Annotated in this window: 12 protein-coding genes; 8 read left to right on the plus strand and 4 right to left on the minus strand. The window is 73.1% G+C overall.

The genetic code is table 11. The features are described from left to right. The first annotated feature begins 673 nt into the window (after positions 1 to 673). From ACVMYR_RS32475 to ACVMYR_RS32500, 6 genes are all read left to right on the plus strand, one after another. A complete protein-coding gene (locus tag ACVMYR_RS32475) occupies positions 674 to 1,987 on the plus strand; it encodes an ABC transporter substrate-binding protein (RefSeq protein WP_077936841.1) in 1,314 nt (437 codons plus the stop codon). Between the two features lie 219 nt (positions 1,988 to 2,206). Then, positions 2,207 to 3,193, plus strand: a complete 987-nt coding sequence (locus ACVMYR_RS32480) for a carbohydrate ABC transporter permease (protein WP_091286190.1) — start codon at positions 2,207 to 2,209, stop codon at positions 3,191 to 3,193. Between the two features lie 12 nt (positions 3,194 to 3,205). After that, on the plus strand, positions 3,206 to 4,105 hold the full coding sequence (locus ACVMYR_RS32485; RefSeq protein ID WP_043962572.1) for a carbohydrate ABC transporter permease: 900 nt from the start codon (positions 3,206 to 3,208) through the stop codon (positions 4,103 to 4,105). Further along, positions 4,102 to 5,535, plus strand: coding sequence for a GH1 family beta-glucosidase (locus ACVMYR_RS32490; protein WP_396793113.1), 1,434 nt, complete (start codon positions 4,102 to 4,104; stop codon positions 5,533 to 5,535). Before ACVMYR_RS32485 ends, ACVMYR_RS32490 begins: the two co-directional genes overlap by 4 nt. A 90-nt stretch (positions 5,536 to 5,625) precedes the next feature. Next, positions 5,626 to 6,672: a LacI family DNA-binding transcriptional regulator gene (locus tag ACVMYR_RS32495; RefSeq protein ID WP_043962575.1), complete on the plus strand. Its 1,047-nt coding sequence runs from the start codon at positions 5,626 to 5,628 to the stop codon at positions 6,670 to 6,672. Between the two features lie 176 nt (positions 6,673 to 6,848). Next, on the plus strand, positions 6,849 to 7,460 hold the full coding sequence (locus ACVMYR_RS32500) for a hypothetical protein (protein WP_457123637.1): 612 nt from the start codon (positions 6,849 to 6,851) through the stop codon (positions 7,458 to 7,460). A gap of 33 nt (positions 7,461 to 7,493) precedes the next feature. On the opposite strand, the gene ACVMYR_RS32505 is transcribed toward ACVMYR_RS32500, so the two are convergent. After that, positions 7,494 to 8,705: an acyl-CoA dehydrogenase family protein gene (locus ACVMYR_RS32505; protein ID WP_091286179.1), complete on the minus strand. Its 1,212-nt coding sequence runs from the start codon at positions 8,703 to 8,705 to the stop codon at positions 7,494 to 7,496. Further along, entirely contained in the window at positions 8,705 to 9,841 is a 1,137-nt protein-coding gene (locus ACVMYR_RS32510; protein WP_457123638.1) for a phosphotransferase family protein, read from the minus strand. Before ACVMYR_RS32510 ends, ACVMYR_RS32505 begins: the two co-directional genes overlap by 1 nt. Positions 9,842 to 9,990: 149 nt before the next feature. Here ACVMYR_RS32510 and ACVMYR_RS32515 point away from each other — a divergent pair, with 149 nt between their 5' ends. Together ACVMYR_RS32515 and ACVMYR_RS32520 are read left to right on the plus strand one after the other, a co-directional pair. Then, the gene (locus ACVMYR_RS32515; protein WP_043962578.1) at positions 9,991 to 10,698 is read left to right on the plus strand and encodes an ACT domain-containing protein; all 708 of its coding nucleotides are present in this window, start codon (positions 9,991 to 9,993) and stop codon (positions 10,696 to 10,698) included. Positions 10,699 to 10,959: 261 nt separating this feature from the next. Then, complete coding sequence (locus tag ACVMYR_RS32520; protein WP_431896393.1) at positions 10,960 to 12,045, plus strand: GNAT family N-acetyltransferase; 1,086 nt, start codon at positions 10,960 to 10,962, stop codon at positions 12,043 to 12,045. Between the two features lie 83 nt (positions 12,046 to 12,128). On the opposite strand, the gene ACVMYR_RS32525 is transcribed toward ACVMYR_RS32520, so the two are convergent. After that, positions 12,129 to 12,521: a VOC family protein gene (locus ACVMYR_RS32525; RefSeq protein ID WP_457123639.1), complete on the minus strand. Its 393-nt coding sequence runs from the start codon at positions 12,519 to 12,521 to the stop codon at positions 12,129 to 12,131. Between the two features lie 169 nt (positions 12,522 to 12,690). After that, complete coding sequence (locus ACVMYR_RS32530; protein ID WP_457123640.1) at positions 12,691 to 13,464, minus strand: LPXTG cell wall anchor domain-containing protein; 774 nt, start codon at positions 13,462 to 13,464, stop codon at positions 12,691 to 12,693. Positions 13,465 to 13,523 lie beyond the last annotated feature (59 nt).

Consider the following 13,523-nt stretch of genomic DNA (forward strand, 5'->3'; position numbering starts at 1 on the left):
GGTCACCACCCCGAGCCCGGCCTGACCCGGCCCACCTCTGCCTCCACCCCGCCCCACGCCACCCCGCCGGGTCGGACAATCCGCCCATTCCGGCGGAGGGGTGATGGCATGCCGGGCAGGTGGGGGTATCAACGGCGCGGGATACCCCCACCTGCCCGACATGAAGTCGATCAACCCCAGTGGCGCCCAGCCCCGGCCCGCCCCGCGCCGCCCCGGCTCGGCTCGCCCCGGGGTCCGCCGGTCACCCCGTCCCGCCCCACGTCGCCCCACGCCGAACCCGCCCCACGCCACCGCGCCGGGTCGGACAAACCGCCCAACCCGCTGGTCGCGTGCGTGATGCCGGGCAGGTGGTGGTATCCCGGCGCGGTGATGCCGCCATCTGCCCGACATCACGCTCCGGGGCGGCTGCCGACGCCCGGCGGGTCGCGTCGCCTCAGGCGCGCCGCAGCGATAGTTCCGACACACGGCGGTAACGATCTGGGAACGCTCCCAACGGCTTATTGACACCTCGGGGACTCTCCTCCAGTCTCATGGGAGCGCTCCCGGGGCTGTGTTGCGGATCTCTCCGCTACGGCGCCGGCCGTCGACCGTGGGCTCCGGCCGCCGGCCGCGAGCGCCTGCACAGCACCCCCCACCACATGACACAGCCTCACCACCGAAAGAGGGGTCTCGGATGAGCGTCCCAATCCGTCGCCGGCGGCTCGCGGCCATCGCGCTCGCGTCCGTCGCGATGATCGCCACCACTTCCGCCTGCGGCAGCGACGACGAGGGCTCGGGCAGCAGCGACGACCCGATCAAGCTCGTCGTCGACGTCTTCGGCGACCAGGGCTTCGGCTACGACGAGCTCTACAAGCAGTTCGAGTCGGAGCACCCGAACATCAAGATCGAGCAGCGGGGCAAGGGCCTCGGCCTCGGTGACTACAACACCCGCCTCACCCAGCAGATCACCGCCGGCGCCGGCGCCGGCGACGTGGTGGCCCTCGAAGAGGGCACGATCGTCCAGTTCTACGCCCAGGCCGGCAAGTTCGTGAACCTGGCCGACCACGGCGCGAACGACCTCAAGAGCAACTTCCTGCCGTGGAAGTGGGAGCAGGGCACCACCCCGGACGGCACCGTCCTCGGCCTCGGCACCGACGTCGGCTCGATGGCGCTGTGCTACCGCAGCGACCTGTTCAAGGCCGCCGGCCTGCCGACGGACCGCGAAGAGGTTGGCGCCCTCTGGCCGACCTGGGACCAGTTCATCGCCGCCGGCCAGAAGTTCGTCGCCGCCGACAAGAAGCACAAGTTCGTCGACTCGGCGACCAACTTCTACAACGTCGTGCTGATGCAGACCGCGGGCAACGGCACCGGCTACACCTACTACGACAAGAGCAACAAGCTGGTCATCGGCGAGAACCCGGACGTGCGGACCGCGTACGACCTCTCCACCAAGATGATCGCCGCCGGCCTGTCGAACAACCTCCAGTCGTTCTCGAACGAGTGGAACGCCGGCTTCAAGAACGGCACGTTCGCCACCATCGCCTGCCCCGCCTGGATGACCGGTGTCATCAAGGGCCAGGCCGGTGACTCCGCCGCCGGCAAGTGGGACGTCGCGAAGGCCCCCGGCAACGGCGGCAACTGGGGCGGTTCCTTCCTGGCCGTGCCGAAGTCCAGCAAGCACCCCAAGGAGGCCGCCGAGCTGGTGAAGTTCCTGACCAGCGCCAAGGGTCAGATCGAGGCGTTCAAGAAGGTCGGCAACCTGCCGTCGTCGCCGCAGGCCCTGACCGACCCGGCCGTCGCCGACTCGACCAACGAGTACTTCACCAACGCCCCGGTCGGCAAGATCTTCGCCGCCGGTGCGAGCGACCTGAAGCCGGTCTACCTCGGCCCGAAGAACCAGGCTGTCCGTACCGCCGTGGAGAACACCCTGCGCGCCGTCGAGCAGGGCAAGCCCGCCGCCGAGCAGTGGGAAGCAGCGCTGAAGAACGGCGAGGCCGCCGGTAAGTGACCGGCCGAACCGACCACGGGTGGCGTCGACAGGCGACTGTCGGCGCCACCCGCGGTGCCCGGTAAGCCCGGTGCGCCCGGTTGGCCGGGCCGGCAATCCCCCGGCGCCGCCCGCGCAGCCGGGCCGGTAACCCCCCGGCGCCGCCCGCGCGGAAGGCCGGTAATCCCCCGGCGCCGCCCCGCGCGGACGGGTCGCGCCGACCGACGAGAAGGACCGTCGATGAGCCTGGACCTCCACACCACAGCGCCCCCCGGCGGGGGCGGGGACCCCGCCCGCCCCGCCCGTGCCACGCACCGCCGCCCGGCCTCTTTCACCAAGCTGGACCTGAAGTTCTCCCCGTACCTGTACGTGCTGCCGTTCTTCGTGATCTTCGCGGTCTTCAGCGCGTACCCGATCGTCTACACGGTCTGGATCGCGCTCACCGACCGGTCGCCGCTGAACGCCACGATCAGCTTCGTCGGCCTGGACAACTTCGTCGAGCTGCTGACCGACGACCCGCAGTTCTGGAACGCGGTCGTCAACACGTTCGGCATCTTCCTGCTCTCCACCGTGCCGCAGCTGATGCTGGCGCTGGTGCTGGCCAACGCGCTGAACCGGAAGCTGCGGGCGCAGACCTTCTTCCGGATGGCCATCGCGATGCCGATCATCACCTCCACCGCCGTGGTGGCGCTGATCTTCTCGATGATCTACGCCAAGGAGTTCGGCCTCGCCAACTGGCTGCTCGACCTGGTCGGCATGGACCCGATCGACTGGCGGGCGAACCGCTTCGCCTCCTGGTTCGCCATCTCCACCATGGTCGACTGGCGCTGGGTGGGCTACAACGCCCTCATCTATCTGGCCGCCATGCAGTCGATCAGCAAGGACATGTACGAGGCGGCGGCGCTGGACGGCGCGTCGCGACGCCGGCAGTTCTGGTCGATCACCATCCCGCAGCTCCGCCCGACGATCATCTTCACGCTGATCGTCTCGACCATCGGTGGGCTCCAGCTCTTCACCGAGCCGCTGATGTTCACCAGCGGCGCGGGGGCGCTCTCCGGCGGCTCGGAGGGGCAGTTCCAGACCATCACCATGTACCTGCTCGACGTGATGAACACGCGGTTCCGCTGGGGGTACGCCGGCGCGGTCGCCCTCGTGCTGTTCCTGCTCATCGCGCTGGTGTCGTTGGTGAACTACCTGCTCGCCCGCCGCATCAGTTCCGACAAGTGAGGGTTGCGCCAGATGACGACCACGACGCTCCGCCCACCCGCGCGCCCGGCCGGTAGGCCGCCGCGCGACGCGCACAAGGCCGACCGGATCTGGAAGGCGACCCCGCTGACCTGGGTCGGCCTGGTCTTCGGCGTGATCCTCTCGCTGTTCCCGTTCTACTGGATGATCGTCATTGCGTCCCGGACGAACGACGCGGCCAACTCCTGGCCGCCGCCGTTCCTGCCCGGCGGCAAGCTCGGCGAGAACATCCAGCGGGTGCTGGAGAACGGCGACGCCAACATCGTCAAGGGGCTGATGAACTCGTTCCTGGTCTCCGGGACGATCACCGTCGCCACCGTCTTCTTCGGCTCGCTGGCCGGTTTTGCGTTCGCCAAGCTGCGCTTCCGCGGCAAGAACGCGATGCTGCTGATCATCCTCGCCTCGATGATGGTCCCGATCCAGCTCGGCGTGCTGCCGCTCTACATCCTGATGGCCAAGCTCGAGTGGCTGAACACCATGCCGTCGGTCACCGTGCCGTTCCTCATCGGTGGCTTCGGCATCTTCATGATGCGCCAGTACGCCGAGCAGGCCGTGCCCAACGAGCTGATCGAGGCCGCCCGGGTGGACGGCTGCTCCACCTGGCGCGTCTACTGGCACGTCGTCGTCCCCGCGCTGCGGCCGGCGGCGGCGGTGCTGGGCCTGCTCACCTTCATGGAGCAGTGGAACCAGTTCTTCTGGCCCTTCGTGGTGCTCGCCGACCCGGCCAACCCGACCGTGCAGATCTCGCTGCGCAGCCTCAACACGGCCTACTTCGCCGACAACTCGCAGATCTTCGCGGGCACCCTGGTCGCCACGCTGCCGCTGTTCGTCGTGTTCGTCCTGTTCGGCCGCCAGATCATCGGCGGGATCATGGAAGGTGCCGTCAAGTCGTGAGCGATCCGACCCGTCCGCCCGCCGTCGGCGTCCTCGACCAGGGCCCGGCCATCACCTTCCCGCCCGGCTTCCTGTGGGGTGCCGCGACCGCGGCGTACCAGATCGAGGGCGCGGCCACGGCGGGCGGCCGTACCCCCTCGATCTGGGACACCTTCAGCCACACCGAGGGGCGGACAGTCGGCGGGCACACCGGCGACGTGGCCTGCGACCACTTCCACCGGATGCCCGACGACGTGCGGCTCATGGCGGAGCTGGGCCTGAAGTCCTACCGGTTCTCGGTGTCCTGGCCGCGCGTGCAGCCGGGCGGCTCGGGCGCGGCCAACGCCGAGGGCCTGGACTTCTATCAGCGGCTGGTCGACGAGCTGCTGGGCCACGGCATCGAGCCGTGGCTGACCCTCTACCACTGGGACCTGCCGCAGCCGCTCGAGGACGCGGGTGGCTGGCCGGCCCGGGACACCGCCGCCCGGTTCGCCGACTACGCCCAGCTCGTCGCGGACGCGCTCGGCGACCGGGTGCGCTACTGGACCACGCTCAACGAGCCGTGGTGCTCGGCGTTCCTCGGGTACGGCTCGGGCGCGCACGCGCCGGGGCGTACCGACGGGGCGGACGCGGTCCGGGCCGGGCACCACCTGATGCTCGGGCACGGCCTGGCGGTCCAGGCGCTGCGGGCGTCCCGGCCGGACGCCCAGCTCGGCATCACCGTCAACCTGTACCCGGTGACCCCGGCCACCGACTCGCCGGCCGACGCGGACGCCGCCCGGCGGATCGACGCGCTGGCCAACCGGTTCTTCCTCGACCCGGTGCTGCGCGGGTCGTACCCGGCGGACCTCCAGGCGGACCTGGCGTCGGTGACGGACTTCGGGCACGTGCGCGACGGCGACCTGGAGATCATCTCGACGCCGCTGGACCTGGTCGGGATCAACTACTACAGCCGGCACGTGGTCGCCGCCCCCGTCGAGGGGGAGCAGCCGGAGGCATACTGGCGGGCGCCCACGTGCTGGCCGGGCAGCGAAGACGTCCGGTTCGTCACCCGGGGTGTCCCGGTGACCGACATGGACTGGGAGATCGACGCCCCCGGGCTGGTCGAGACCCTGGAACGGGTCCACCGCGACTACACCGACCTTCCGCTCTACGTGACCGAAAACGGTTCGGCTTTTGTTGATACCGTGGTCGACGGTCAGGTCGACGACACCGACCGGTTGGCCTACTTCGACTCGCACCTGCGGGCGGCACACGCGGCGATCGGTGCAGGGGTGCCCCTACGGGGCTACTTCGCGTGGTCGCTGATGGATAATTTCGAGTGGGCCTGGGGTTACACCAAGCGTTTCGGCATGGTGTACGTCGACTACGACAGCCAGGTCCGCATCCCCAAGTCCAGCGCCAGGTGGTACGCCGAGGTGATCCGACGCAACGGTCTGGCCGCACAATAGGGCACACGGCCAGCGAGTGACGGGCGGTCCCGGTGCCCGTCCCCCCAACCCGGGGGGCGTACCGGGCCGCCCATGTCGGAGGAGCAGACGATGACAACGCAGCGCACCCGGTCGCTCGGGCGCCCGACCCTTGACGCGGTCGCCGCGCGCGCCGGCGTCGGGCGCGGCACGGTCTCCCGGGTGGTCAACGGCTCACCCCAGGTGAGCCCGGAGGCCCGGGCCGCCGTGCAACAGGCCATCGCCGAGCTGGGGTACGTGCCGAACCGCGCCGCCCGGGCCCTGGTGACCCAGCGGACCGACTCGGTGGCGCTGGTCGTCTCCGAGTCCGGGGACCGGGTCTTCACCGAGCCGTTCTTCGCCGGCATCGTCCGGGGGATCAGCTCGGGCCTGCTGGAGACCCCGATGCAGCTCTGGCTGGCCATGGCCCAGTCGCCGGTGGAGCGGGAACGCGTCGAGCACCACCTCACCAACCAGCACGTCGACGGCGTCCTGCTGCTGTCGCTGCACGACTCCGACCCGCTGCCCACCCTGCTGGAGGAGCGGGGCCTGCCGACGGTGCTGGGCGGCCGGCCGGCCCGGATGCTCCAGCCGGGCGCGCAGCCCGCCTACTACGTCGACGTCGACAACGTCGGTGGCGCCCGGCACGCGGTGGAATACCTGTTCGCCCGGGGGCGGCGGCGCATCGCCACCATCGCCGGCACCCAGGACATGGGCGCCGGCCTGGCCCGGTTGACCGGCTACCGGGAGGCCGTCCATGCCACCGGGGCCGGCCTCAACCCCGACCTCATCGCGTACGGCGACTTCAGCGAGGGCAGCGGGGCGGCCTGCATGCGCCGGCTGCTGGAGGTCTGCCCGGATCTCGACGCGGTCTTCGTCGCCTCCGACCTGATGGCCTTCGGCGCGCTGCGGACGCTGCGCGAGGCCGGCCGGCGGGTGCCGGACGACGTGGCGGTGATCGGCTTCGACGACGCGCCGGTGGCCCGGCAGGCCGAGCCGCCGCTGACCACGGTCTTCCAGCCGGTCGAGGAGATGGGCCGGCAGATGGCCCACCTGCTGGTGTCGCGCATCCGCGGCGAGGACATCCCGACCAACCACATCCTCCTCGACACCCACATGGTCCGCCGCGCCTCCGCCTGAGCGGTCCCGCGGGCGGACGGAAGGGCGCGCTGTCTGATTGATCCGGCCTGGCGTCATCTGGGAAGTCCCCGGGCCGCCGGCCGGTATCACCGCGCCGCGCGCCGGCTCCTGTCAGCAGGACCACGCCGGTGCGGGGAGTCGCCGCGTCGGCGTCACGTCGATGGGAGACCGCTGTCATGACAATCCTCGCAAGCCGCGCCCGCCGCCTGGCCCTGGCCCTGTGCGCCGGCCCGGTCCTCGCCGGCCTGCTGGCCACCGCCACCGCCACGGCTCCGGCCGCCGCCGGCCCGGCCGGCAAGCCCGCCCGGAGCACCACGGTCACGGACGTCTGGATGCGGGACGCCGTCGACGACGCCGGCCTCCAGCCGTACCCGGGCACCAGGGTCTGGGCCAGCCCGGACATCAAGGTCTGCCCGACGTCGATGGAGTGCGCGACCAGCACGTTCCCGGTGGCCGGCTCGACCAGCTACATCTTCGTCAAGCTGCGCAACCCCGGGCCGTACGGGTCGGGCACCGACAGCGGCACGGTGCGGTTCTTCCGGACGAACCCGGGCGGCGACCTGTCCTGGCCGGCGGGCTGGGTGCCGGTCACCTCGCGGGCCGTCACCGTCTTCCCCGGTGTGGCGACGCTGCGGGTCACCTGGACCGGCGTGCCCGGCCCCGGTCACTTCTCCCTGCTGGCCGTCTGGGAGTCGGCGAACGACCCGCTGCCGTTCATGACCACCGACGTCCTGACCAATGTCCGGAACAACAACAACATCGCCTGGCTCGACCTGCTGTCGGTCTGACGCCGCGCGGCGACGATCCCACCGGCGGCCCGGTCAGGCCCAGCGGCGCAGCTCCCGCTTGGCCAGCGACGACCGGTGGACCTCGTCCGGGCCGTCGGCGAGGCGCAGGGTGCGGGCCTGGGCCCAGAGCCCGGCGAGCGGGGTGTCCTGGCTGACGCCCGCGCCGCCGTACCCCTGGATGGCCTTGTCGATCACCCACTCCGCCATCGCCGGGGTGGCGATCTTGATGGCCTGGATCTCGGTGTGCGCGCCCTTGTTGCCGACGGTGTCCATCAGCCAGGCGGTCTTGAGTACCAGCAGCCGGGCCTGCTCGATGCGGACCCGGGACTCGGCGATCCACTCCCGCACCACACCCTGCTCGGCCAGGGGGCGGCCGAACGCGATCCGCTGGTTGGCCCGGCGGCAGAGCAGCTCCAGGGCCCGCTCGGCCATGCCCACCAGCCGCATGCAGTGGTGGATGCGCCCCGGGCCGAGGCGGGCCTGGGCGATGGCGAAGCCCGCCCCCTCCGCGCCGACCAGGTTTTCCGCCGGCACCCGGACGCCCGTGAAGTCGATCTCCGCGTGGCCGCCGTGCGGGGCGTCGCTGTAGCCGAAGACCGTCATCCCGCGCCGCACGGTCACGCCCGGCGTGTCCCGGGGGACCAGGATCATGCTCTGCTGGCGGTGCCGGTCGGCCCCGGGGTCGGTCTTGCCCATCACGATGAAGATCTCGCAGCGCGGGTCCATCGCCCCCGACGACCACCACTTGCGCCCGTCGATCACGTAGGAGTCGCCGTCGCGGACGATCCGGGTGGCGATGTTGGTGGCGTCGGAGGAGGCGACCTCCGGCTCGGTCATGCAGAACGCCGAGCGGATCTCCCCCTCCAGCAGCGGCTTGAGCCAGCGGTCCCGCTGCGCCTCGGAGCCGAACTCGGCGAGCAACTCCATGTTGCCGGTGTCCGGTGCGGCGCAGTTGACCGCCTCCGGGGCCAGGTGCGGGCTGCGGCCGGTCAGCTCCGCCAGCGGCGCGTACTGGAGGTTGGTCAGCCCCGCGCCGTAGCGGGGGTCGGGGAGGAAGAGGTTCCACAGGCCGCGCCGCCGCGCCTCGGCCTTCAGCTCCTCCAGCACGGGGGAGCGGGCCCACGGGTCGCCGGCCGCCGCGACCTGCTCGGCGTGCACCGCCTCCGCAGGGTGGACGCACTCTTCGAGGAACGTGCCGAGGCGCGCGCGCAGCTTCTCGGTGCGGGCGTCGAACTGGAAGTCCATCACTGCTCCCTGACTGCGCGCAGACCGTGCTCGACCAGCGGCGCGACCATGTCGCCGATCCGGTCGAAGCCCCCGCCGAGCGTCTGCCCGAGGGTGTGCCGGTAGTGGATCCCCTCGCAGATCACCGCGAGCTTGAAGCAGCCCAGGGCGACGTGCCAGTGCAGCGGCCCGACGTCGACGTCGGCGCGCCCGGCGTACCGCTCGATCAGCTCGCGCCCGGCGGGGAAGCCGGCGCGCGGCCCGAGCCCGTCGGCGACCGGGTTGCCGGCGGCGGCGTCGCTGTCGCCGAGCACGTCCCAGTACGTCAACAGGAGCCCGAGGTCGGCCAGCGGGTCGCCGAGGGTGGCCATCTCCCAGTCGAGCACCGCCCGCACCGACACCGCTCCCGCGGTGTCGCCGGTCCCGTCGGCGGAGAGGGCGGCGCCGACCGTGGCGAGCAGGTTGTCCAGCCGGTAGTCGCCGTGCACGATCCGCCCGGCGTTCGCGCCCTCGGGCACCGAGCCGGCGAGCGCGGCGCGCAGCTCGTCGATGCCGGGCAGCGGGCGGCTGCGGGACTGGTCGAGCTGGGCGGCCCAGCGCCGCACCTGCCGGCCGAGGAAACCCTCGGGGCGGCCGAAGTCGGCCAGCCCGACGGCGGCCGGGTCGACCGCGTGCAGGTCGGCGAGGGTGTCCATCATCGCCATGGCGAGGTCGCGGCGCTGCCCGCCGGTCAGCGCGTCGGTCTGCGACCGGCTGCGGAACACCTCGCCGTCGACCTTCTCCATCAGGTAGAACGGCGCGCCGAGCACGGCGGGGTCCGGGCAGAGCAGCAGCGCCGCCGGCACCGGCACGGCGGTCGGGGCGAGCGCCGAGATGATCCGGTGCTCCCGGGCCATGTCGTGCGCGGTGGCGAGCACGTGGCCCAGCGGCGGCCGGCGCAGCACCATCTCCCGCCCGGTCACGCCCTCGCCGACCCGCAGGGCGTACGTCAGGTTGGACTTGCCGCCGGCGATGAGCCGGGCCCGCAGCGGCGGGGCGGCCAGCTCGGGCCGGTGCACGGCCAGGTAGGCGGCGAGCCGGTCGAGGTCGAGACCCTTCGGGGCGCCCGCGTCCGCACCGGGGCCGGTGCGCGGGTCGACGACGGCCGGATCGGTCATCCGACTAGTTGATGGCAGCTCACGCACCTTGTCAAGGTGGGATTTTCCCCGGGGACACGGCGCGGCAACAGGGGCGAAATGGTCAACGGGCAGGCTGGTGCCCAGCCTGCCGGCCGCCCTGCGCCGGCCTGCCGAGCGGAGGGACGATCATGTTGCTGAGAGTTCGGGTGACCCTGCCGGACCGCCCCGGCACCCTCGGCCAGGTGGCCCGCACACTCGGCGTCTCCGGTGCCGACATCGTCCAGGTCGTGGTCCTGGAACGGCTCGGCGGGCGGGCGGTCGACGACTTCACCGTGGTGTGGCCGGGCGCCTCCCGGGTCGAGCGGCTGCTGGCCGGCCTGGCCGCGATCCCCGGCGTGCGGGTCGACGGCGTCTGGCGGGCGATCGGCGCGCCGACCACCACGGGGCAGGACGCCGAGCTGCTGGCCCAGGTGGCCGGCAACCCGGCCGACGGCCTGGCCACGCTGGTCGACGCGGTGCCGGGGCTGCTCGCCGCGGACTGGTCGGTGGCGGCGGTGGTCCCGCTGGACTGGGCCTCGCGCACCGGCGGCGGGGGCGGCGACGCCACGGTGGCCCACGCGAGCTGGCGGGTGCCGGTCCCGCCCCTGCTGCCCGAGATCACCCCGCTGCGGGCCCGCGCGATGACCGGGGCCGACGGCACCCACTACGCGATCGCGCCGTTCGGCCGGGCCGGGCTGGTCCTGGTGGTGTCCCGCGACCACACCGAGGCGCTGAGCCCCGCCGCGTTCCACTCCACCGAGGTGGACCGGCTCGCCCAGCTGGTCCGGGCGAGCGCGGTGATCCTCGGCGACCGGCTGGACCTGGTGGGCGCACCCCCGGTGGTGGCCGGCGGCTGAGACTGTCGGGCCCCGGTGCGGGGCTCGTCGGCCGGAGCCGGGCCCCGGTGCGGGGCCCGTCCGGCGGCACCAGTGCGGGCCCGGCCGATGCGGCCGGGCCCGCACTGTCGTTCTCCCGCCCGGCGTTGCTCCTGCGCCCGGCGTGGCCGAGGTCACCACCTGTGGTGATGGTCATGCATGCGGTTCCCGCGCCGTCACCACCGGGCAACGGGCCCGCAACAGCCGGCCGGCATCGTCGTAGGCGGGTGAAGGGAGACAACCATGGCGCTGTGGCGGATCCGAGCCACCGTGGACGACCGGCCCGGCTACCTGTCGGTCCTCACGGCGAGCCTCGCGTTGCGCGGGGTCAACATCCTCACCGTGCAGGTGCACACCACCGAGGTCGGCGCGGTCGACGACTTCCTCGTCGACGCGCCGGACACGCTCGACGAGGCGGAGCTGATCGCCGCCGTGGAGCGAGGCCGGGGCCGGGACTGCTGGGTGGCGCGCAGCGAGGCGCGCGGCCTCGCCGACCAGCCCACCCGGGTGCTCGGCCTGGCCACCCGGCTGGTCCGCGACCCCGACGCGGCGGGCGAGGCGCTGCGGACGCTGCTCGGCGCCGACGAGGTCACCTGGCGGCCCGCGGTCGTCGCGGGGGGCATCGCCGGCACGACGATGGTCCTGCCCGACCCCACCGGCGGGTCGTACGAGCTGCGCCGGGCCGCGCCGAGCTTCACCCCGGCCGAGTACGCCCGCGCCCAGGCGCTCGCCGAGCTGGCGGCGGCCGTGGGCCGGCGGGACGCCGACCAGGTGACCCTCGTCCTGCCCGACGGCGCGGAGGCGGTCGTCCGCCCGGCGACGGCCGGCGACCTGACCGGCGTACTGGAGCTGCACGGGGCCTGCTCGGCGGGCACCCTGCACCGCCGCTACCTGGGCGGGGCGGCGCTGCCCGCGCCGGCCCGGTTGGGGCGGCTGCTGGAACCGGCCCAGGGCCTCACCCTCGTCGCGACGGCGACCGGCTCCGGCGGGGCGGCGATCGACGCGGGCGGGGCGGCGGAGCCGGTCGTCGCGATGGCGAACCTGCTCGTCGAGGGCGACGAGGCCGAGGTGGCGCTGCTGGTGCGCGACGGCTGGCAGCGGCGGGGGGTCGGCACCGCCCTGCTGCGCCGGCTGGTCCGGCACGCCGAGCGGGCCGGCCTCGCGGGTCTGGTGCTGCACGTCCAGGCGGAGAACACGCCGATGCTGCGGACCCTGCGTCGGCTCGCCCGGCCGATGGTGACGGAGCGGGACGGCTGCCTGGTCACCGTCAGCGTGCCGGTGACCGCCGCCCCGGCCGCGGTGGTGCCGGCCCAGGTGCGCCGCAGCTGACCCCGCGCCTGGTCGGGCGGGGCTCGGCTGCCCGGGGTCCGGCCGCGCGGGCTCGGTCACGCGCGGCCCGGCCGGTCGGCTGATCAGCGGGCGCGCGGTCGGCCGGCGACGCAGAACCGGTTGCCCTCGGTGTCGGCGAGCACGACGTACGGGGAGGCGCCCGGTTCGAGCTGCGCCGGGTAGTGCGGCCAGTCCACCCGCCGCGCGCCGAGCCCGACGAGGCGGTCCACCTCGTCGTCGAGGTCCCGCGCCCCGGCGGTCAGGTCCAGGTGCACCCGAGGGAACGCCTCGGCCGGGCTCTCGCTGAGGTCCATCGCGAGCGCCGTGCCGGGCACCCCGGGCGGTGGTGCGAGCACGATCCATTCGTCGCCCGGATACCGCGGCGGCCGGCGCACGTAGCCCAGGGCGGCGGCCCAGAACCGGGCGGCCCGTTCGCAGTCGGAGACCCCCAGGGAGACCTGCGTGATCACTGCCATCCGGTGACCGTACCGCCGTGCCGGGGTGTTAACAGGGGGCCCCTGCTCTACCGAATGCGTTAACGGGGGGCCCTTCCTTACCGCGCAGCCGCGGACCGGCCGCCGGACGGAGGTCCGGCGGCCGGTCGCGGGGCGCCTGCCCGAGGGGGGCGGGCGGGCGCGCTCGGGGTCAGCCCGTGAAGGTGATGCGGTCCCGGCGCCGGCGCAGCGTCATCAGGGCGACGCCGCCGCCGACCAGCGCGACGCCGGTGAGCGCCATGCCGGTGACGGCCACGCCGGTCAGCGGCAGGTCACTGCCGCCGCCGGTCCCGCCCGACGGGGAGGTCGTCGGCGACGCCGAGTCCGACGGGGTGGGTGACTCGGAGGCCGACGGGGACTCCGACGCCGACGGCGACTCGGAGGGCTCGGGGGACTCCGACGCCGACGGAGACTCCGACGGCTCCGGCGACTCCGAGACCGACGGCGTGGGGGTCGGGGTGGGCGTGGGCGTGGGCTTGGGGACCGTGCCCTTGCAGGTGTGGCTCACGTTGAAGTCGTCGCCGGTCCCGCTGATCGTGGCGGACCCGTCGACCAGCTTCCACCCGGCCGGGGTGAACAGGTAGGCGTGGATCTGCCGGGGGTCCTTGCCGCCGGTGGAGTAGAAGAAGTCCGGGTACGCGTCCGCGCCGTCCGGGATGTTCACCGTGACGTCGTTCGTGCCGTCGGAGAAGGTCAGCGTCAGGCTCTCGAAGCTGCCGCTGTTCTTGCCGGGCAGGACGAAGTGCCAGCCGTCGTGGTCGTCCGGCAGGTTCGCGAAGCGCTCGTCGTCGCACTGCTGGGTGAAGTAGCCAGCCTTCTTGCCCTGGTGGGCCGACTTGAGGCCGATGGTGGCCGATGCCCACGCCGGGGTGGCGAGGGCGAGGCAGGCCGTGGCGGCGGTCGCGGAGAAGGCCGCGCGCGCCACGCGCCGACGCTGTGACATGAGGTATTCCTCCGAAAGGGGAGTCGAGGGGACGCCACATG

Source organism: Micromonospora sp. PTRAS2 (assembly GCF_054052245.1).